This window comes from Asanoa ferruginea (assembly GCF_003387075.1).
GTDB classification, from domain to species: domain Bacteria; phylum Actinomycetota; class Actinomycetes; order Mycobacteriales; family Micromonosporaceae; genus Asanoa; species Asanoa ferruginea.
Genome location: NZ_QUMQ01000001.1, coordinates 4451151 through 4471896 on the forward strand (window position 1 = coordinate 4451151; position 20746 = coordinate 4471896).

Annotated in this window: 17 protein-coding genes and 1 pseudogene; 9 read left to right on the forward strand and 9 right to left on the reverse strand. The window is 72.3% G+C overall.

Annotated features, from left to right (window positions below):
- The first annotated feature begins 101 nt into the window (after positions 1-101).
- Together DFJ67_RS20960 and DFJ67_RS20965 are read left to right on the forward strand one after the other, a co-directional pair.
- Entirely contained in the window at positions 102-3119 is a 3018-nt protein-coding gene (locus tag DFJ67_RS20960; RefSeq protein WP_239097374.1) for a glycoside hydrolase family 9 protein, read from the forward strand.
- Entirely contained in the window at positions 3116-5332 is a 2217-nt protein-coding gene (locus DFJ67_RS20965) for a rhamnogalacturonan lyase family protein (protein WP_116076485.1), read from the forward strand. Before DFJ67_RS20960 ends, DFJ67_RS20965 begins: the two co-directional genes overlap by 4 nt.
- Here the strand turns inward: DFJ67_RS20965 and DFJ67_RS20970 are convergent.
- Both DFJ67_RS20970 and DFJ67_RS20975 read right to left on the reverse strand, forming a co-directional pair.
- The gene (locus DFJ67_RS20970) at positions 5320-6318 is read right to left on the reverse strand and encodes an LLM class flavin-dependent oxidoreductase (RefSeq protein ID WP_116069546.1); all 999 of its coding nucleotides are present in this window, start codon (positions 6316-6318) and stop codon (positions 5320-5322) included. The two genes, DFJ67_RS20965 and DFJ67_RS20970, sit on opposite strands and share 13 nt — an antisense overlap.
- A 39-nt stretch (positions 6319-6357) precedes the next feature.
- On the reverse strand, positions 6358-7320 hold the full coding sequence (locus tag DFJ67_RS20975) for a TIGR03557 family F420-dependent LLM class oxidoreductase (protein WP_116069547.1): 963 nt from the start codon (positions 7318-7320) through the stop codon (positions 6358-6360).
- 85 nt (positions 7321-7405) lie between these two features.
- On the opposite strand from DFJ67_RS20975, the gene DFJ67_RS20980 reads away from it, so the two are divergent.
- Both DFJ67_RS20980 and DFJ67_RS20985 read left to right on the forward strand, forming a co-directional pair.
- Positions 7406-8056: a 4'-phosphopantetheinyl transferase family protein gene (locus DFJ67_RS20980; protein WP_275407678.1), complete on the forward strand. Its 651-nt coding sequence runs from the start codon at positions 7406-7408 to the stop codon at positions 8054-8056.
- Positions 8057-8239: 183 nt separating this feature from the next.
- Positions 8240-9550 carry a cellulase family glycosylhydrolase gene (locus DFJ67_RS20985; protein ID WP_116076490.1) on the forward strand — a complete coding sequence of 437 codons (1311 nt, stop codon included), beginning with the start codon at positions 8240-8242 and terminating at the stop codon, positions 9548-9550.
- A 21-nt stretch (positions 9551-9571) separates the two neighbouring features.
- On the opposite strand, the gene DFJ67_RS20990 is transcribed toward DFJ67_RS20985, so the two are convergent.
- Together DFJ67_RS20990 and DFJ67_RS20995 are read right to left on the reverse strand one after the other, a co-directional pair.
- Positions 9572-10429 (reverse strand): NAD(+)/NADH kinase, encoded by an 858-nt coding sequence (locus DFJ67_RS20990; RefSeq protein WP_116069548.1) that lies wholly within the window; start codon positions 10427-10429, stop codon positions 9572-9574.
- Positions 10430-10506: 77 nt separating this feature from the next.
- A complete protein-coding gene (locus DFJ67_RS20995; RefSeq protein WP_116069549.1) occupies positions 10507-11610 on the reverse strand; it encodes a LolA family protein in 1104 nt (367 codons plus the stop codon).
- 96 nt (positions 11611-11706) lie between these two features.
- Here DFJ67_RS20995 and DFJ67_RS21000 point away from each other — a divergent pair, with 96 nt between their 5' ends.
- Complete coding sequence (locus DFJ67_RS21000) at positions 11707-12363, forward strand: response regulator transcription factor (protein WP_116076492.1); 657 nt, start codon at positions 11707-11709, stop codon at positions 12361-12363.
- Positions 12364-12407: 44 nt separating this feature from the next.
- Positions 12408-13724: pseudogene (locus DFJ67_RS21005) on the forward strand (sensor histidine kinase); the annotation flags it as partial.
- Between the two features lie 380 nt (positions 13725-14104).
- On the opposite strand, the gene DFJ67_RS44730 reads toward DFJ67_RS21005, so the two are convergent.
- Entirely contained in the window at positions 14105-16507 is a 2403-nt protein-coding gene (locus DFJ67_RS44730; RefSeq protein WP_203783925.1) for a tetratricopeptide repeat protein, read from the reverse strand.
- A gap of 156 nt (positions 16508-16663) precedes the next feature.
- Here DFJ67_RS44730 and DFJ67_RS21015 point away from each other — a divergent pair, with 156 nt between their 5' ends.
- The gene (locus DFJ67_RS21015; RefSeq protein ID WP_116069550.1) at positions 16664-17668 is read left to right on the forward strand and encodes an NAD-dependent epimerase/dehydratase family protein; all 1005 of its coding nucleotides are present in this window, start codon (positions 16664-16666) and stop codon (positions 17666-17668) included.
- Positions 17669-17686: 18 nt separating this feature from the next.
- Here DFJ67_RS21015 and DFJ67_RS21020 read toward each other — a convergent pair whose 3' ends face one another.
- Complete coding sequence (locus DFJ67_RS21020) at positions 17687-18151, reverse strand: MarR family winged helix-turn-helix transcriptional regulator (RefSeq protein WP_116076496.1); 465 nt, start codon at positions 18149-18151, stop codon at positions 17687-17689.
- A 48-nt stretch (positions 18152-18199) separates the two neighbouring features.
- Here DFJ67_RS21020 and DFJ67_RS21025 point away from each other — a divergent pair, with 48 nt between their 5' ends.
- Together DFJ67_RS21025 and DFJ67_RS21030 are read left to right on the forward strand one after the other, a co-directional pair.
- Entirely contained in the window at positions 18200-18718 is a 519-nt protein-coding gene (locus tag DFJ67_RS21025) for a VOC family protein (RefSeq protein ID WP_116069551.1), read from the forward strand.
- Between the two features lie 24 nt (positions 18719-18742).
- The gene (locus DFJ67_RS21030; RefSeq protein WP_116069552.1) at positions 18743-19639 is read left to right on the forward strand and encodes a hypothetical protein; all 897 of its coding nucleotides are present in this window, start codon (positions 18743-18745) and stop codon (positions 19637-19639) included.
- On the opposite strand, the gene DFJ67_RS21035 is transcribed toward DFJ67_RS21030, so the two are convergent.
- The 3 genes from DFJ67_RS21035 to DFJ67_RS21045 all read right to left on the reverse strand — a co-directional run bounded on the left by DFJ67_RS21035 (position 19636) and on the right by DFJ67_RS21045 (position 20710).
- A complete protein-coding gene (locus tag DFJ67_RS21035) occupies positions 19636-20133 on the reverse strand; it encodes a potassium channel family protein (RefSeq protein ID WP_116069553.1) in 498 nt (165 codons plus the stop codon). The genes DFJ67_RS21030 and DFJ67_RS21035 overlap by 4 nt on opposite strands.
- Before the next feature lie 76 nt (positions 20134-20209).
- Positions 20210-20383, reverse strand: coding sequence for a DUF4236 domain-containing protein (locus DFJ67_RS21040; RefSeq protein ID WP_089248056.1), 174 nt, complete (start codon positions 20381-20383; stop codon positions 20210-20212).
- A gap of 108 nt (positions 20384-20491) precedes the next feature.
- Complete coding sequence (locus tag DFJ67_RS21045; protein WP_116069554.1) at positions 20492-20710, reverse strand: hypothetical protein; 219 nt, start codon at positions 20708-20710, stop codon at positions 20492-20494.
- Between the last annotated feature and the right edge of the window lie 36 nt (positions 20711-20746).

Consider the following 20746-nt stretch of genomic DNA (forward strand, 5'->3'; position numbering starts at 1 on the left):
GGCAGCAGAGCAAGCACCGACATTGACAGCCGCCGAAACGCGATGGCAACATGGGAGCGCTTCCAAGGATGACCATCGATCTCTGACGGTGAGGGAACCCCGTGATACGTAGCCGGATCGGCGCCGCAACCGTCCTCGCACTCGTCGCGGCCGGCCTGGTCGGGTCGGTGGGCAGCCCAGCGGCCGCCGCACCCGTGGAGCACATCACCAACGGCACCTTCGACAGCGGCACCGCACCGTGGTGGTCGACCTCCAACACCACCCTCGAGGTCCGCGACGGCCGCCTCTGCGCCGACATCCCCGGCGGCACCGCCAACCCGTGGGACGTCGCCCTCGGCCACAACGGGATCCCGCTGGTCGACGGCGCGGCCTACACCCTCACGTTCACGGCGACCGCGCCGACCACGGTCACGGCCAACGTGCAGCTCAACGAGGCGCCATACACGACGGTCCTGTCGACCGCGGTCACCCCGGACGGCACCACACAAACACGCACCTTCACCAGCGGCCTGACCGCCGCCGACGGCACCTTCACCCTGCAACTCGGCGGCAAGCCCGACCCCTACACGTTCTGCCTCGACGACGTCAGTCTGACCAGCGAAAGCGAGCTGGCACCCGAGCAGATCGAGAACGGCGACTTCGGCGACGGCACCGCCGGCTGGTACTCCTACGGCACCACGAGCACAGCGGTCGAAGACGGCCGGCTCTGCTCCGTCGTGCCCGGCGGGCTGGCCAACCCGTGGGACGCCGGCGTCGGGCAGAACGACGTGCCGCTGATCGCCGGGTCCGCGTACACGCTGAGTTTTGACGCTGAAGCCGACCCCGCCTCGACCGTGCGGGTCGCGGTGCAGCTCGGCGCCGACCCGTTCACCGGCTATTTCAGCCGCGACCTGGCGCTGACCGCGGCCGGTGACCACTACGAGTTCACCTTCACCGCACCCGACGACACCCCGGTCGCCCAGGTCGCGTTCCAGGTCGGCGCCAATCCGGCCGGCTACCGCTTCTGCCTCGACAACGTCTCGTTGCGCGGCGGCGAGGCCGAGCCGCCCTACGTGCCGGACACCGGCCCGCGGGTGCGGGTCAACCAGGTCGGCTACCTCCCCGACGGCCCGAAGCGCGCGACGCTCGTCACCGACGCCACCACCGCCCTGCCCTGGCAGCTCAAGACCAGCACCGGCACCGTCGTGGCCAGCGGCACGACCACCCCGCGCGGCCTCGACGCCGCCTCCGGCCAGAACACCCACACCATCGATTTCACGGGGTACGCCGCACAGGCGCGCGACCTCACCCTCGTGGCCGACGGCGAGACCAGCCACCCGTTCGACGTGCAGAAGAACGTCTACGACCGGCTGCGCTCCGACTCGCTGCAGTTCTTCTACATCCAGCGCAGCGGCATCGCGATCGACGGCGGCCTGGTCGGCGCCCAATATGCCCGCCCGGCCGGCCACCTCGGCGTGGCGCCCAACCAGGGCGACACCGACGTGCCCTGCCAGCCCGGCGTCTGCGACTACCGGCTGGACGCCCGCGGCGGCTGGTACGACGCCGGCGACCACGGCAAATACGTCGTCAACGGCGGCATCGCGACCGCCCAGTTGCTGAGCGCCTACGAGCGCACCAAGACCGCACCGACCGCGGGCTTCGGCACGGCGCTCGGCGACAACACGCTGCGGGTGCCCGAGCGGGGCAACGCCGTGCCCGACATCCTCGACGAGGCCCGCTGGGAGCTCGACTGGATGCTGCGCATGCAGGTCCCGGCCGGCAAGCCGCTGGCCGGCATGGTGCACCACAAGCTGCACGACCAGAACTGGACCGGCCTGCCGCTCGCGCCGACCGCCGACCCCCAGCCGCGCGAGTTGCACCCGCCGTCGACCGCCGCCACCCTCAACCTGGCGGCGACCGCGGCCCAGGGCGCCCGGCTCTGGGCACCTTATGACCCGGCCTTCGCGGCCCGGGCCCTCACCGCGGCCAAGACGGCCTACGCGGCAGCCAAGGCCCACCCGGCGGTCTACGCCAGCGGCGCCGACGGCAACGGCGGCGGCGCCTACAGCGACAACGACGTCACCGACGAGTTCTACTGGGCCGCGGCCGAGCTCTACCTCACCACCGGCGCCGCGACCTACCGCACCGACGTCACGGCCTCGCCGCACCACACCGGCGACGTGTTCACCGCGACCGGCTTCTCCTGGGGCAGCACCGCCGCCCTCGGCCGCCTCGACCTGGCGACCGTCCCCAATGGACTGCCGAAGGCCGACCGGGCCCGGATCCGCCAGTCCGTGCTGACCGCCGCCGACGCCTACCTCGCGACCGCCGGTGGCCAGGCCTACGGGCTGCCGATGCCGGGGACACCCGGTTCCTACTTCTGGGGCGGCAACAGCAACGTCATCAACAACGCCGTGGTGCTGGCGACCGCCTACGACCTGTCGGGCCGGGCCACCTACCGGACCGGGGCGGTCGAGGCGATGGACTACATCTTCGGCCGCAACGCGCTCAACCAGTCCTATGTGACCGGTTGGGGGGAGCACGCGTCGGAGAACCAGCACACCCGGATCTTCGCCAACCAGCTCGACCCGGCGCTGCCGCACCCGCCGGCCGGCTCGATCGCCGGTGGCGCCAACGCCGGCCTCGACGACCCCTTCGCCAAGCAGCTCCTCGACGGCTGCAAGCCGATGTTCTGCTACGTCGACGACATCAACTCCTACGCCACCAACGAGGTCGCCATCAACTGGAACTCGGCGCTGGCCTGGATCTCGTCGTTCCTCGCCGACCAGGGTGCCGCCGCCGCGCCCGCCGTGAGCTGCAAGGTGGTCTACACCGACTACGGCACCTGGCAGGGCGGCCAGGGCTTCACCGGCCAGCTCGACATCACCAACACCGGCCGCACGCCGATCGACGGCTGGACCGCGCGGTTCGCGTTCACCGGCGACCAGAAGCTCCGCGATGCCTGGCTGGCCAAGGCGACCCAGTCCGGCGCGGTGCTGACCGCCCGCAACGAGTCCTACAACGCCCGCATCCAACCCGGTTCCACCGTCATGTTCGGCTTCAATGCCACCCAGTCGTCCTCCTACGCCAATCCCGCGCCGGGCCTGGTGACCGTCAACGGAAACCAGTGCTCGTCATGAGGAAGGTCGCGGTCGTGACGGCGACCGCACTCCTCGGCGCGAGCCTCGCCGCCGCGGTGGGCACCGCCACCGCGGCGGCGGGGTGCCGGGTCGACTACGCGGTCAGCAACCAGTGGCAGGGCGGCTTCGGCGCGAGCGTGACCGTGACCAACCTCGGTGACCCGATCACGGGGTGGACGCTGACCTGGAGCTACGCCGCCGGGCAGACCGTCACCCAGGCGTGGAACGCGACCGTGACCCAGGCCGGCGCGGCGGTCACCGCGCGCGATGCCGGCTACAACGCGGCGCTGCCGACCAACGGCACGGCCACGTTCGGCTTCAACGGCGCCTGGACCGCCAGCAACCCGGCACCACAGACGTTCACCCTCAACGGGGCCGGCTGCACAGGCACGACACCGACCAACCCGCCAACGACCGAGCCGACGCCGCCCCCGACGACGCCGCCGCCGACCAACCCACCGGCCGCCGGTGCGAAACAGGTGGAAGACCTGGACCGCGGCGCGATCAGCGTCCGCTCCGGCAACGGCAACCTGGTCTCCTGGCGGCTGCTGGGCACCGAGGCCACCGACACCGGCTTCCACGTCTACCGCGGCACCACCCGGCTGACCGGCACCCCGATCACCGCCACCACCAACTACCTCGACGCCGGAGCGCCGGCCGACGCGACGTACACCATCCGCGCTGTCACCGGCGGCGTCGAACAGCCGGCGAGCCCACCCGCGCTCCGCTTCGCCAACGGCTATTTCGACGTGCCGCTGCAACGGCCGCCCGGCGGCACGACCCCGACCGGCGAGGCGTTCACCTACAGCGCCAACGACGCGTCGGTCGGCGACCTCGACGGCGACGGCGACTTCGAGATCGTGCTCAAGTGGGACCCGTCCAACAGCAAGGACAACTCGCAGTCCGGCTACACCGGGCCGGTTCTGGTTGACGCCTACCGCCTCGACGGCACCCGGCTGTGGCGGATCGACCTCGGCCGCAACATCCGCGCGGGAGCGCATTACACCCAGTTCCAGGTGTACGACTACGACGGCGACGGCGCCGCCGAGCTCGCGCTGAAGACGGCCGACGGCACCCGCGACGGGGCCGGCCAGGTGATCGGCAACGCGTCCGCCGACTACCGCAACAGCAGCGGCTACGTGCTGACCGGCCCGGAGTTCCTCACCATGTTCGACGGCCGCACGGGCGCCGTGCGCAGCACCATCGACTACGTGCCGGCCAGAGGCACCGTGTCGAGCTGGGGAGACAGCTACGGCAACCGGGTCGACCGGTTCCTGGCCGGCACCGCCTACCTCGACGGCACCCGGCCGAGCCTGATCGTCTCGCGCGGCTACTACACCCGCACGGTCATCGTCGCCTACGACTTCCGCGACGGCACCCTGCGCCGCCGCTGGACCTTCGACTCCAACGCGGCCGGGTCGGCCTACGCCGGCCAGGGCAACCACAGCCTGACCATCGGTGACGTCGACGCCGACGGCCGCGACGAGGTGGTGTTCGGCGCGATGGCGATCGACGACAACGGCGCTCCACTGTGGAACACCGGGAACGGCCACGGCGACGCCGCGCATCTCGGCGACCTCGACCCGGCCCGCGCCGGCCTCGAATACTTCAAGGTCTCGGAAGACGGCAGCAAACCGGCGTCGTGGTTCGCCAGCGCGCGCACCGGCCAGGTGCTCTGGTCGACCGCCCCGGCCGGCGACAACGGGCGCGGCGTGGCCGCCGACGTCTACGCCGGCAGCCCCGGCGCCGAGTCGTGGTCGGCCGCCGTCGACGGGCTGCGCTCCACCAGCGGCGCCAACGTCGGCCGCAAACCGTCGTCGACCAACTTCGTCATCTGGTGGGACGGCGACCCGGTGCGCGAGCTGCTCGACCAGACCCGGATCGACAAATACGGCACGGGCGGCGACACCCGGCTGCTGACCGGCTCCGGGGTGGCCAGCAACAACGGCACCAAGGCCACCCCGGCACTGGCCGGCGACATCCTCGGCGACTGGCGCGAGGAGGTGATCTGGCGGACCAGCGAGAGCACGGCGCTAAGGATCTACGCGACCCCTACGCCGACCGACCGCCGGATCCACACGCTGGCCCACGACCCGCAATACCGGGTCGCGCTCGCGTGGCAGAACACCGCCTACAACCAGCCGCCGCACCCCAGCTTCTTCATCGGAAACGGGATGGCGGCACCGCCGCGGCCCAACGTCTACCCGCGCTGATCGGCCAGCGACCGCACCAGCTCGAAGGAACGGATCCGGTCCTCCACGTCGTACACCATCGTGGTGAGCATCAGCTCGTTGGCCTGGGTCGCCTTGAGCAGGGCGGAAAGCTGTCCGGCCACGGTCTCCGGCGAGCCGACCGCCTGACCGACCTGGCGGTCGGCCATGAACGCCCGCTCGACGTCGCTGAGCGGGTAGGCGGCCGCCTCCTCCGGCGTGGCCAGCGGCTGTGGGCGGCCCTGGCGCATCCGCAGGAACGAGAGCCCGGCCGGACCGGTCAGATACTGGGCGCGCTCGTCGGTCTCGGCGCACACGGTGGAGACCGCGACCATCGCGTAGGGCTCGTCGAGCCAGCGCGACGGCGTGAACCGGTCGCGGTAGAGGGCCAGCGCCGGCAGCGTGTTCTGGGCGCTGAAGTGGTGTGCGAACGCGAACGGCAGCCCGAGCAGCCCGGCAAGCTGGGCGCTGAAGCCGCTCGATCCGAGCAGCCACACGTCGGGCGACTCGCCGGCACCGGGCGACGCGACGATCGGGCCCGGGCTGTCACCGGTGAAGTAGTTGATCAGGCTGGCCAACTCCTGCGGGAAGTCCTCCGCGGAGAGCCCCTCGACGGTCCGGCGCAGGGCCAGCGCGGTGGCCTGGTCGGTGCCGGGCGCCCGGCCGATGCCGAGGTCGATCCGGCCGGGGTGCAGCGCCGAGAGCGTGCCGAACTGCTCGGCGACGACCAGCGGGGCGTGGTTGGGCAGCATCACGCCGCCGGACCCGACCTTGATGGTCGACGTCGAGGCGGCGAGGTGGGCCAACAGGACGGCCGGTGCCGAGGAGGCGATCGCCGGCATGTTGTGGTGCTCGGCGACCCAGAACCGGCGGAAGCCGAGCTCCTCGGTGCGCCGGGCGAGGGCGGTGGTATGGGCGAGCGCCTCGGCCGGTGAGCCGTTGGCGGCGACGGGCGCGACATCGAGCACGGAAAGCGGAACGTCGATCACAAACTAACCACAACACCGGCGCCGCGGATTAGCTTCCCCCTACAGCTGCTTCAAACGCGGAATCAGCTCACTCGCCGCCCAGTCGAGGAACTCGGGCTGGCTCTCGTCGCCGACCTGGAGCAGCGAGACGTGGGTGAAACCGGCGTCGGCGAACCGCTTGACCGCTTCGACGTGCGCGTCGACGTCGGGCCCGCAGGGGATGCCGGCCGCCACGTCCTCCTCGCGGACGAACTGCGATGCCTCCTCGAAGGCCGCCGGGTTCGGCAGGTTGGAGTTGACCTTCCAGCCCAGACCGAACCAGGGGAACTGTTCGTACGCCGTCTTCCGGCACGCCGCCTCGTCGGGCCCCCAGCACATCGGCTGCTGCCCGTAACGGGGCCGCCCGGCGCCGCCGGACTCGTCGAACAGCCGCATCAGCCGGGCCTCCGGCTGGGTCGCGATCGCGCCGTCGCCGTATTCGCCGGCCAGCGAGGCCGACTCCGGCCCGGAGAGCGCGACGGCGACCGGCACCCGGGTGTCCGGCCGGTCCCACACGTAGGCCTCCGGCACCTCGAAGTATTCGCCCGAGTAGGTGAGCGTCTCGCCGTCGAGCAGCGGCCGGATGATCTCCAGGGCCTCGGACAGCATCGCGTGCCGCTCGTGCACGTGCGGCCATGGCCCGACGATGTGCTCGTTGAGGTTCTCGCCGGCGCCGACCCCGAGCGTGAACCGCCCGTCGGCGAGGATCTGCGTGGTCGCCGCCTTCTGCGCGACCACGGTCGGGTGGTAGCGCCGGGTCGGGCAGGTGATGTATGTCATCAGGTCGGCCCGTGAGGTCGCGTGGGCTACGGCGCCGAGCACCGCCCAGGCATAGGGCGAATGCCCCTGCGCGTCGAGCCACGGGTAGTAGTGGTCGGAGATGGTGATCTGGTCGAACCCGACCTCCTCGGCCTGGATCGCGTAGTCGACCAGTTCCTTCGGCCCGGACTGCTCGCAGAGCAGTGAGTAACCCACGGCGACCATTGCTGCCCCCTTCGAAACGTCCCCTTTGCGCCGGTTACCCCGCTTCGCGGCGGCCAACCCCGCCCGGGCCGATATCGTCTGCCGGGTGCCCCCGCTGCTCACCGCGATCCTGCCGCCGTCGGCCGTGGCCGCCGAGCGCCGCGACGACGCCGACCCGGCCCCGCTGTTCCCCGGCGAGGCGGCCGCCGTGGCGGATGCGGTGGACAGCCGCCGGCGGGAGTTCGCCACGGGCCGGCTGTGTGCCCGCGAGGCGCTCCGCGCGCTGGGCCTGCCGGCAGCAGCGGTACCCCGCGGTGACGGTGGTGCGCCGGTGTGGCCGCCGGGCGTCGTGGGCAGCGTGACGCACTGTGCCGGCTACCGCGGTGCGGCCGTGGCCCGCGCCGGCGACCTCGCCGCGTTGGGCATCGACGCCGAGCCCGACGAGCCGCTGCCCGCCGGGGTGCTCGACCTCGTCGCCGGCGAGGGCGAACTCGCCGGCCTGCCCGACGGCGGCCCGCACTGGGACCGGCTGCTCTTCTGCGCCAAGGAGGCGCTCTACAAGGCGTGGTATCCGCTGGCCCGGCGCTGGCTGGGTTTCGAGGAGGCCTGGGTGACGCTCGCGCCGGACGGCACGTTCACCGCACGGGTGCTCGTCGAGGGCGCTCCGGTCGGCGGCGGCGTGCGCACCGAGTTCGCCGGGACCTGGCTCGCGACGCCCGGTCTCCTGCTCGCCGCGGTGGCCGTGCCGACCGGTTGACCGGTCCGTGCCCGCGGCCCTACTGTGAGTCGACGCCCCAGGGAGCCGGGCGGCAGCTGTGGGCCAGCTGCCAGCCCTTGTCACGTCTCCCTTGTGAAGGCAGGCACGATCCACGTGAAGTTCCAAAAGCGACCCAGACTCCTCGCCGTGGTCACGGCACTGTCCGCCGCCGCGCTCGCGGCCATGTTCACCCTCACCATCGGTTCGCCGGCCCGCGCGGCCGCCGGCTTCACCGTCACCAACGGCCGCCTCTATGACGCCAACGGCACCGAGTTCGTCATGCGTGGCATCAGCCATGCGCACACCTGGTTCCCGAGCCAGACCCGCGCGTTCGCCGACATCAAGGCGACCGGCGCCAACACCGTGCGGGTCGTGCTGAGTGGCGGGCGCTGGCCGGCCAACAGCGCCAGCGACGTGTCCAATGTGGTCAACCTGTGCCGGCAGAACCGGCTGATCTGCGTGCTGGAGAACCACGACACCACGGGGTACGGCGAGCAGAGCGGCGCGGTCACCCTCGCCGCGGCCGTCGACTACTGGATCAGCCTGCGCGCGGCGTTGGCCGGCCAGGAGCGCTACGTCATCATCAACCTGGGCAACGAGCCGATCGGCAACAACGCCGTCAGTCCAACCTGGACCCAGGCGACGACCGCCGCGATCCAGCGGATGCGCGACGCCGGCTTCGACCACACGCTGATGGTCGACGCGCCCAACTGGGGCCAGGACTGGCGGTTCGAGATGCGCGACAACGCGGCAGCGGTGTTCGCCGCCGACCCCGACCGCAACACGGTGTTCAGCATCCACATGTATGGCGTCTTCGACACCGCCGCCGAGATCACCGACTATCTCGGTCGGTTCCGCACGGCCGGCCTGCCGATCGTGGTCGGCGAGTTCGGCTTCAACCACTCGGACGGCAACCCCGACGAGGACACCATCATGGCGTACGCGCAGACCAACCGGATCGGTTACCTCGGCTGGTCGTGGAGCGGCAACGGCGGCGGCGTCGAGTATCTCGACATGGTGACCGGCTTCGACCCAACTAGGCCGACGAGTTGGGGACAGCGAATCATCGACGGTGCCAACGGGATCCGCTCGACCTCGCGGGAGGCGACGGTGTTCGGCAGTGGACCGACGGGCTCTCCCACGGTCGGACCCACCCAGTCGCCCACCGCGCAGCCGACGACGCAGCCGCCCGCCCGAGGTTGCACTGCCGTCTACAAGGTGATCGGGTCGTGGCCGGGCGGCTTCCAGGGCGGGGTCACCGTGACCGCCGGCAGCGCGGCGATCAGCGGTTGGGCGGTCGGCTGGACGTGGGCCAACGGCCAGCAGATCAGCCAGTCCTGGAACACCACGCTGACCACCTCGGGCAGCGCGGTGACCGCGCGCAACGTCAGCTACAACGGCACGCTCGGTGCCGGCGCCAGCGCGACGTTCGGCTTCCTCGGTTCGTCGACGGGCAGCAACACGTCGCCGGCTCCGACCTGCACCGCTAGCTGAGCCGCGGCGCCGGGGTCGGCGTCAGTCGACCTCGGCGCTGCCGGTCACCCGGAGCTTGCGGCGGGCGCGCTCGGAGAACGTGGTGTGGCCGAGGCGGATCACCCGGGCCGCGCCGGGCACCGCGTTGATCTCGATCCGGTCGCCCGGGCCGACGTAGGTGGCGACGCCGCCGTCGACCTCGACCGCCAGCCGGCCGCTGCGCTCGAGCACGTCCAGGCTGAGCGTCTCGTCGACGGAGAGCATCAGGGCCCGGTTGTAGGACGAGTGCGGCGACGACGGCACGACCAGCACGCCCTCCAGGTTGGGAGAGACGATCGGGCCGCCGGCCGAGAACGCGTACGCCGTGGAGCCGGTCGGGGTCGCCACGATCACCGCGTCGGCGGCGTATCGGACGAATGGGACGCCGAGGATGCCGACGCCGATCGCGGCGGAGCCGTCGCCTGGTACGCGTACTAATGCGATGTCGTTGAAAGCCGTGACATCTCTGCCGTCGGGCAGGGTCGTGCGGATGGCGAGCCGCTCTTCCAGCGTGTATTCCCGGCCGTCGATCTTGGAGAGCGCCCACGGCAGGTCTTCGACGTCGATCTCGGCGAGGTAGCCCAGCTTGCCGAGGTTGACCCCGAGCACGCCGGTCTTGGTGTAGGCCGCCAGCCGCATGCTGCGCAGCATGGTGCCGTCACCACCGAGGCTGACCAGGATGTTGGACTTCTCGGCCAGCGTCTCCGCGTCGACCGGTATCGCGTTGCAGTCGATCCGGGCGATGTCGTCGGCCAGCCCCAGCACCGAGGCGCCGTGGTTGCCGGCCCACTGGAGGATCGTTTCCAGCGCAGGGGCCGAGTCGCGCTGCGGATGCAGCACGATCCCGACGGTATGCACCATTCCCACAGGGCAACTGTAGTGGGTGCGGACGGCAGAGCGCCCGGTCCGCGTGGACCGGGCGCTCTGGTGGATCTTGGTCAGCGGTGGCTGGCCGCGACCTCGTAGAGCTTCTCCGGGCTGACCGGGCCGATGAACACCCGGCCGTCATCGGTCAGCAGGCCGGTCACCAGCCGGCTGGTGAACAGTCGACCGCTGCCCCAGGCGCCACTGACCTTGGGAAGCTGGCCGAGCAGCCCGCTGATCTCCGGCGGTGCCTTGTCGGTGCTCTGGTCGAGCCTGGCCATCAGGACCGTGGTCCAGCCCTTGCCGATGACCGTGGGCTCAGCGCCCTTCTTGTCCGGCTGGGTCTGCTTCTCGGGCTGGGCCTTCTCCAGGTCCTTGAGCAGCTGGCCACCCTCGGTGACCTTGGTGCCGGCCGGCGGGTTGAAGGCGAACTGCGCGTCGTCGGGCCGGGCGAAGCTGACCATCGTGAAGGCGGCCTCGAACGCCGGCTTGTCGGAGGCGTTGGGGTAGACCCGGAACCGCAGCGGCACGTGCTCCTTCGCGTCGATCGCGACGGAGATCTGGCCGACCAGCGAGTCGTGGTCACGCGGGGTCAGGTTGAGCTCGTAGGCGTCGCGGCCGGCGATCTTCGTCGAGCGCCCGACGCTCACCTGAGTGCTCGGGTCGATCGCCTTGAGCGCGAGGTCGGCCGCCTCCTGCGGAGTGGCCGGGAAGCCGGCAGGCGGCGCCCCGTGGTCGCCGCTGCCTTCCTTGATGGTCGTGTGGGTGGCCTGCTTGGCCTTGCTGCTCCAGGTCCAGGCGTCGGTGCCGTTGCGGATCACGTCGGTCTGGGCGTTGGTGCCGACCAGGGAGATCCGGGCCTTGTCGGGGCCGGCGTACCAGACCCGCAGCGTGTGCTGGCCGTTGACCAGCGACATCAGGTTGTCGTCGCCGAGCAAGCCGGCCATGTTGAGGATCGGCGGCAGGCCCAGGTCGGCGCGCTGCACGACGGTGCCCGAGATGCCGTCGAGGCGGGCGGTCTGCAGGTCGACCAGGAGTTGGGCGGCGGAACGGTCGGGGAGGGTCGGGTCGGCCGCGCCGGCGACGGTGGCCACCGCGGCGCCGCCACCGATGACAGCGGCCGCGGCGGCCGCGGGCACCAGCCAGCGCAGCACCGGACGTTTGGTCAGAACAGACATGGGTGGATACCTCCTGCGGAAGATGATGCCCGGTTGACGCTGTGACCCGGCTGAGAGTGCTGGGAACCGGTGGCCTCGGGATGGCACGCTTTGCTGGTGCGGTTGCTGGTGGTCGAAGACGAGGCGCGGCTGGCGTCGGCGCTCCAGCGCGGGCTCCAGGCGGAAGGCTTCGCGGTCGACGTCGCCGCCGACGGCCCCAGCGGCCTCGAGTTGGCCCGGCACGGCGAATACGACGCCATGATCCTCGATGTGATGCTGCCCGGCCTGTCCGGCTATCGGGTGGTCCGCGCCCTGCGCGCCGAGGACCGCTGGCTCCCGGTGCTGATGCTGTCGGCCAAAGACGGCGAATACGACCAGGCCGACGGGCTCGACTGCGGCGCTGACGACTATCTGACCAAGCCTTTCTCGTACGTCGTGCTGCTCGCCCGGTTGCGCGCGCTGTTGCGCCGGGGCGCACCGGCCCGCCCGGCGGTGCTGGAGGCCGGCGACCTGACCCTTGACCCGGCGCAGCGGACGGTGACCCGCGGTGGCAACCCGGTCGGGCTGACCGCGCGCGAGTTCGCCCTGCTGGAATACCTGATGCGGCGCACCGGCGAGGTGGTCTCCAAGACCGAGTTGCTCGACCACGTCTGGGACGCCAGCGTCGACACTGCGGAGAACGCGGTCGAGGTCTACGTCGGCTACCTGCGCCGCAAGATCGGCCGGGAGCGGCTGGAGACCGTGCGTGGCGCCGGCTACCGGTTGGCCTCGTGAACCCGCTCCGGTTCTGGCGGCGGCTGAGCCTGCGGGCCCGGCTGATGCTCATCGGCGTCACCGGCCTGGTCGGCGGCCTGCTGGTGGGCGGCATCCTGCTCGTCTCGGTGCTGGGCAACACGCTGCACCGCGGCGCCGAGGAAGACGCGGCCAACATCGCCACCGGAATGGCCGAGCTGATCGCCAACGACTCGCTGCCGGACCCACTACCGGTCTCCGGCGACGACGTACGCGCCCAGGTGATCGACGGCCAGGGCCGGGTGGTGGCGGCGTCGCTGGAGGCCGACCGCCTGGTCCCGTTCCTCTACCCTTCCGAGCGCCCTTCGTCCGGTGCCGAGAAGTCGACCACGGTCTACATCCCGGGCGACCGCATCGGCGTCAACGGCCCGGTGCAGGTGGTGGCGGTCCCGGCCGGCACGGCCGACCAGCCGCGCACGGTGCTGGTCGCCAAGTCGCTCAACGATCTCGTACGCAGCGTCAACCTGCTCAAAGAATCCCTGTTGGTCGCGTTCCCGCTGCTGGTGGCCCTGCTGGCGGCGATCGCCTGGCGAGTGATCGGTGCGACCCTGCGCCCGGTGGAAACCCTGCGCGTGGGCGCCGAGGCGATCGACGCCACCGCCGGCGCCGGCCGGCTGCCGTTACCGGAGTCCCGCGACGAGATCCACCGACTGGCGGTGACCCTCAACGGCATGCTGGCCCGGCTGGAGGGGGCGCGGGCCCGGCAGCGGGCGTTCATCGCCGACGCGGCGCACGAGTTGCGGTCGCCGCTGGCCAACCTGCGTACCCAACTCGAAGTCGCACAGCGGATCGGCGACCCACCCGACACCGACGACCTGCTCGCCGACGTGGCGCGGCTCGGCCGGCTGGTCGACGACCTGCTCCTGCTGGCCCGCGCCGACGACCTGGCCGGGCGCCCTGACCCGGTGACCGGCCCGGTCGACGTCGGCGCCCTGCTCGCCGCCGTGGCGGCGCGCTATCCGACCAAGGTCGTCCTGCTCCCCGCTGAGGCAACGCTGTGGACGGTGGGCGACGAGTCGGCCCTCGACCGGGTGGTGGCCAACCTGCTCGACAACGCGGTCCGGCACGCCAACGCGCGGGTCGCCCTGGCCGCGACGGCGGCGGCCCGCGGCTGGGTCGAGATCACCGTGACCGACGACGGTCCGGGCGTGCCGGAGGCCGACCGCGACCGGGTCTTCGATCGGTTCACCCGACTCGACGACGCCCGCGCCCGCGACGCGGGCGGCGCCGGGCTGGGGTTGTCGATCGTCCGGGAGCTGGTCGCCCAGCACGGCGGCACGGTCGCACTCTCCGACGCCGGTCCAGGCTTAAGGGTCGCCGTCCGCCTGCCGGCGGCCGATCCCATGCTCGAACCCGCACCACCCCTGGAGTCCGCGCCGGTCGTGGAGCCCGCGCCCCGTCGCGCGGCACCGCCCGCCAAGGCGGCGCGGCCGGTCAGGCCGGTTGCCCTGGTAGAGGCCGCGCCACGGCTTGAAGCCGAGCCGGTGGCCGAGGCTTCAGAGCCGGTCGAGCCTGCCGCTGCGGTCGAGGCCGCGCCACGGCTTGAAGCCGAGCCGGTGGTCGAGGCTCCAAAGCCGGTCGAGGTCGCGCCACATCTGTCAGCCGTGCCGGATCTTGCGGCCGCGCCGTCGGTCGAGCCCGCCGCGCCGGTTGAGGGCAGTGCGGCGGTCGAGGCGGTGCGGCCGGTCGGAGCCGGCGCGGCGGTCGAGACCGCGCCGGCGGCTCAGCCGCGGTCGGTGCAGACCGGCTTGGCGTTGCCGACGACGCCGCCGGAATAGACCACGCCGACCACGAAGCAGTAGTCGCCCGTAGTGCCGAGGCCATAGACGACGTAGTTGTCGGTGCCGGCCGGCAATTCCTCGATCGCGCGGGGCTGCTGCCCGGTCGGCCCGGCCGAGATCACCACGGGTCCGGGGGCGCCGGCCGGGTAGGTCCAGCGCAGCGTGACCTGCTCGATTCCGTCGTCGAGAGAGACGCGCCCGGGCGCGGTGCCGGGCTTGGCGGTCGGCGGCGTCAGCGGAGCGCTGGACGTCGGCGGCGCGGCGCTCGGGCCGGCGGTCGGCGTCGTCGTGCGGCGGGCGGCCGGGGTGTCCGGGTCGACCAGCATGAAGCCGGCGATCACCGCGGCCGCGCCGAGCACCACGACCAGGAGGCCGGCGATCACCAGCGGGGCCACCCGGCGCTTGCGCGGCGGCTTGTAGGGGACCGGCAGCCGCTGGGGGAGCCGGCCCGGGTCGCCGCCGGACTCGATCTCGCGCGGGTATGCCGGTGCGGGCGGCGCGTCTTCGGGCCCACCGGGCAGCGAGGCCGCGCCCGGCGGGGAGCCCCACGCGTCGCGTTCCCAGCCGTCGTCGGGCGGGTCGGCGTCGGGGGCGGCCCAGCGTTCGTCGGCAGCACTCCGGCCGGACCACGCCTCGTCGGAGCCACGCCCGACCCCCCAGCCGTCGCCGCCCTCCCACTCGTCTCCGGCCGTGCCATCCCAGGACTCGCTGCTCGTGCGGTCCCAGGTGGCGCCGGACCCGCGCCGCCACCGCTCGTCGCCTGCGGTCTCGGGGTCGGTGAACTCCGGCGGCTTGTTCCAGCCCGGGTCGCCAGCGGCTGGCTCCGCGCCGCTGCCGGCGGCGGTCCCGCCTTCCCAACCGGTACCCGCGCGGCCAGCCCTCCCAGTGGCCTGCTCCGCGCCACCGCGGGCCTCGGCCCACGCGGGGTCGGTTGGCTCGGGGGTGCCGCCTTCCCAACCGGTGGCCGCGCCGCCCGCCCTCCCGGTGGCCGGCTCCGCGCTATCGCGGTCCTCGGCCCACGCGGGGTCGGCGGTGCCCGCCTCCCACCCGGCGCCACCGGGGGCGGTCCCGGTGGTCGGTTCCCATGCTGCCTCCGCGGCCGCGGCACCGCTGGCGGCCTCAGCGGCCGGGTCCCAGCCGCTGCCCGCGGCGGCCCAGGCGGCCTGTTGCTCGGGATCGGCCGTGCGCCAGGTGCCGCGCGCCTCCCGGTCGGCCCAGTGCGGTGCCTCGTCGGCCGGCCACAGCGGACGCTCGGGCGCCGACCGCTGCGCGGGCGGTGACCAGGCCTCGTCGGGCTGCTCGGAGTCGGGTGGGTAGACCTCGGTGGCGTAGGCGTCGCGCAGGTCGGCGCCTGGCGTGAACAGGTTCGGCGGCTGGTCGTCGGCGGCGTGCCGGGGGCCGCCGGGCCCGTCATCGAGCGCCGAGCCGCTGTCGAACCCGTCGCGCAGCGTCGGCGTGACCGGGCGCGGCGCGACCGGTGGGGGTGCGACCGGCACCGGCGCGACCGGCGGTGGGGTGACCGGCGAGGGCGTGGCCGGCGCGCTGTGCTCGGGCACCGGTGAGAAGGGGCGGGCATAGCCGGAGGGCGCGCCCGGCGAGCGCGGCGGTGGCGGGCCCGAGTCGTTGGCGAGCCGCAGGCTGTCTTCGACGGCGCAGACGTGGTCGGGGTTGGGCGCCGCCCGGGACAGCGCCGCCACCTGGGCGATCAGCGGGTGGTCGGGCGGCAGGTGGGTGCGGCCCAGCTCCTGGGCGAGCGCCAGGTGTGCGTGCGAGTCGGCCACGCGGCCGCAGTCGCGCTCCATCGCACCCAGCTTGGCCAGCATCCGGATGCCGGCCGGGTGGCCGTCGCCGTAGACCTCGCGGTGTAGCTCCCACGCGTCTTCTAGGCGGGTGCGAGCGGTCGCGCAGTCGCCGCGGGCGTATTCGACCGTGGCCAGGTCGGCGTGTGCGGCCAGCACCCGGGCCGACTCGGGGCCTTCGGCGGCGGACAGTTCGAGGATCACGTCGTGGTAGAGCCGGGCGGCCCGCTCGTGCGCGCCGACCCGGTGCAGCACGGCGGCCAGCGTGGTGGCGGTGTCGGTGGTGCGCGGGTCGTGCGCGCCGTAGAGCCGGGTGGTCGCCGAGTAGGCGTAGGAGGCCCAGCCCCGCGCCGCGTGTGCCTCGCCGAGCGCGAGCAGCACCTTGCCCTGTAGGGCGGCGGCCAGGGCTAGCTCGTCGGTCGCGGTGGCCGGTGAGGGGTCGGCCGTGGCCAGGGCGGCGCCGAGCAGCTCTTCCGCGCCGGCCAGGTCACCGGCGTGGATCCGGTCCTGCGCCCGCGTGGTGAGGTCACCGAGACCGATGGACATCGCCTCATCGTGCTTGCCCGGCAACGTTCTGTACAAGAGCCAGTTGGCGGAGATATTGAACGAAACCGCTGTGACCTGCGATGCCGCTGAGGGAAGTCGTCCGTTCGGTGTTATCGAAAACTGTTTCCGACAGTCCGTTTTCGTATGATTGGTCCAATGACGACAATCCTGGTGACCGGCGGCTCCGGCTTCCTCGGCGCATACGCGGTGGCGAGCGCGCTACGCGCCGGCCATCAGGTGCGCACCACCGTCCGCTCGCTGGCGCGCGAGCTCGACGTGCGGGCGATGGTGACGGCGGCCGGCGTCGACCCGGGCCCGGCCCTGGAGGTGGTCCCGGCCGACCTGACCGCCGACGACGGCTGGGCGGAGGCCATGGCCGGCTGCACCGGCGTGCTGCACATCGCCGCGCCGGCCGATCTGGCCGAGCTGGTCGGGCCGGCCCGCGACGGCGCAGTCAGGGTGCTCCGGGCCGCCCGGGACGCGGGCGTCGCTCGAGTGGTGCTCACTTCGACGTTCGGCGCGATCGCCTACGGCCGCAAGGCCACCGAGCAGCCGTTCACCGAGGCCGACTGGACCGACCCCCACGCGCCGGGCCTGGAGCCCTACGTCGTCGCCAAGACGCTGGCCGAGCGCGCCGCGTGGGACTTCGTCGCCCGGGAGGGCGGCGGGCTGGAGCTGGTGGTGATCAACCCCACCAGCGTCTTCGGCCCGGTGCTCGACATCAACCCGTCCAACTCGATCGGCCTGGTGCGGGCGATGCTCTCCGGCGCCATGCCGCGCGTCCCCGACATCTGGATCACCCCGGTCGACGTGCGCGACGTGGCCGACCTGCATGTGCGCGCCATCGACCTGCCGGGTGCGGGCGGCGAGCGGTTCATCGCGGCCGGCGACACGTTGATGTCGATGCGCGACGTGGCGAAGCTGCTGCGCGGTCGGCTCGGCCGCGACGCGGCCAGGGTGTCGACCCGCCCGCTGTGGACCCCGCTGGTGCGGGCGACGGCGCTGGCCGTGCCCACCATGCGCGGGCTGGCCGGCAACGTGGGCGTGCGCCGCCGCGCCGACAACACCAAGGCCCGCCAGGCGTTCGACTGGACGCCCCGCGACGCCGAGGACACCCTGGTCGACACGGCCCGGAGCCTGATCGCCTTCGGGGCGGTCTAGTCCGTACCCAGGGAAATGCTATCGACCTTCCTTGATCTCCCTGAGGATCGCGTCGCTGATCCGCCGCAGTTCGCCGACCTGCGCCGGGCTCAGAGCATCGAAAAGATGCCGGCGTACGCCCTCCACGTGCCCGGGTGCCGCCTCCTCGAGGCGGCGGTAGCCCTCGTCGGTGAGCACCGCGACCTGGCCGCGGCGATCGGTGGGGCAGTCCTGCCGGCGCACCCAGCCGGACTCCTCCAGCCGGGCGACCGCGTGGGACAGGCGGCTGCGCGACGAGCCGCACGCGTCGGCGAGCTCACTCATCCGCATCTGGTGCTCGGGCGCCTCGGAAAGGCGTACCAAAATCTCGTAGTAGGCGTGTGGCATCCCGGCCTCGTGCTGCAACTCGCGGTCGAGGGTGTCCATCAGCGCCCGGGTGGCGCCGAGGAACGCACGCCAGGTGGCCTGCTCCTCGTCGTCGAGCCATCGGGTCATGAGCGGCATCATACTCGCGTAGTTGAACACTCAACTAATTAGCGCTACCGTTGACCCATGGGCATCCACCGACTCAACCACGCGGTCCTCTTCGTCAGCGACCTTCAGCGCAGTGTCGCCTTCTACCACGACGTGCTGGGCTTCCGACGGGTCGCGATGACCCCCGAGGGCTTCAGCGGCGCGGCGTTCCTCCAGGCGCCGGACTCGACCAACGACCACGACCTGGGCCTCTTCGAGGTGCCGGGCGCCGGCCCGTCAATGGCCGGCCGGGCCACCGCCGGCCTCTACCACCTCGCGTGGGAGGTCGACACGCTCGACGAGCTGTCCGCGACCGCCGAGCGGCTCGCCGCCGCGGGCGCGCTGGTCGGCTCCAGCGACCACGGCAGCACCAAGTCGCTCTACGGTAAGGACCCCGACGGGCTCGAGTTCGAGATCGTCTGGCTGATCCCGGCCGACCTGCTCGACCCGGCCGCGCTCGACGCCCGGCGCCGGATCGGCCGGCTCGACCTCGCCGCGGAAAAGGCGCGCTACGGGGGTCAGACGCGAGGCGGTGTCGGCATCTCCGTTCCCGCCTAACGGGTTTTCCGCTAGAAATGTGGCATGAGCGGGCCGGTGGATGACGTCGTACGCGAAATCCTGGTGCGGCAACTCGACGCCTGGGGGCCCGCCGCGTTGCACCGCTCCAAGCGGGCCACCTTCGCACAGGCCTACGGCGGCCCGCCGGAAGGACTGGCCGAGGCGGCACTGCGGGTCTTCGACGAGTTCACCGACCTGTTGCGCGGCCGGCGGCTGACCGCGCCGGTCGTCTCACCGGCGCCCGACCGGGCCGCGCTCGACGCGGTCTACCAGGAGCTCGACCGTCCGTCCGGGTTGGACATCCACGCCGTCGAGGGCGGCGTCGACACGCTGCCGGCGGTGCTGCGCGCGGCGTCGGCGGCCGGCGCGCCACTGTTCGCGTTCCTCGACGCCGCGACCGGCCCGGCACCGTCAGCCGCCACCTTCGCCGCCGTCGCCAAGGGCAAGCCGGGCGAGTTGCTGCTGGTGCTCGCCGCCGGCGCCGCCGACCACCGGGCGATGCTCGGCGAGGCCGGCTTCCCGCTCGTCGCCGACGTCGAACTCGTCGCCCGCGACGGCACCGCGTGCCTGGTCGCGTTCGCCACCGCCGCCGGCAAGAGCCTCGACACGTTCAAAGACGCGATGTGGGCGGTCGACGAATACGCCGGCGTCCGCTACCGCGACCCGCACGACCCCGAAGGGCACCTGCTCGACATCTCCGAGCGCCCGCACCCGGGCCCGTTGCGCCGCGAGATCCTGGCCCACCTGGCCGAGGCCGGCCCGGCGACGGTGACCGACCTGCGCCGCTTCACGGTGACCGACACGGTCTACCGCGCCGCCGACGCCAACCGGGTGCTGACCACGCTGCTCGGCGCCGGTCAGGTCACCCGCGACCCACCCGCCGGCCGCCTCGGCGGCGACGTGGTGATCGCCGCCGCCTAGTCCCGGTGCCGGCTCTTGCGCACGCGCGCGGTGGCCTGGTTGACCAGCAGCGACGCCCCCGTGGCGAGCACCGCGATGTTGAAGACCATCTGGAAGATGACCAGCACCCGGGCGCCCTGCCCGGTCGCGTGGATGTCGCCGAACCCGACGGTGAACAGGGTGGACAGAGCGAAGTAGAGCGCGTCGGTGCGGGTGTTCATGCCGTCGAACTGGTGCTCCACCGAGATCGCCAGCACGTAGTCGGCCAGCGCGAACGCGATCGCCCCGGCGACCAGCGCGATCGCGAGGCCTTCCAGCGGCAGTTCGTCGCTCTTCAGCCGGCGCCGGATCTGCCACACCACCACCCAGACGGCGCCACCGACGAACACCACCGCCGCCAGGATGCGCAGCGCGAGCCGCCAGTCGCGGGTGGACGCGTTGACCGGCACCACGTAGTAGAGCGCGACCAGCAGGACGACCGCTGCCACCACACGGAACCAGGCCGCCTTGGTCATATCGGACAATCTACTCAGGCCTGAACGCGCTCGCGGCGCCCTTCCGGTTGTCCGGAGGGCGCCGCGAGGGGGGAGGTCAGCTCTTGTCCTGCTTCCAGGACAGCGGTCCCGGCAGGTCGACGCGGTGCGCGCGTGCCCGGGAGTTCCACGACCAGCGACCGATCTTGATGCTCCAGGAGCTGAAGCCGTTCTCCGTGAAGTTCAGGATGATCGGGCCGATCTTCTTCCGCTTACGGAACATCAGACCCATGATGATCAGACACCCTTCGTCTCGGCCCTCGGCGTCCGGTGCGCGCCGGGGTCGGGCAAGGATGTGCCCAGAACAGATGTTCGCGAAACGCCGCTGTGGACGGTCGCGCTAGCGCATGATTTTCCGCCAGGCCGCCCAGGACATGATCGAGCAGGCGGAGGCGGCGGACAGCAGGGTGAACGCGCTGGCGAACGAGCCGACCGAGAAGGCCGAGAACGCCGAGCCGACGGAACCGACGCTGCCGATCGACCCGATCGAACCGATCGAGAGGATCGAACCCTTCGAGCCGATGCTGAGCAGGGAGTCCTCGGAGCGAATGGAGAGCATGCTCCGTGAATGCCCCCTCCGGGCGGCGTTATTCTC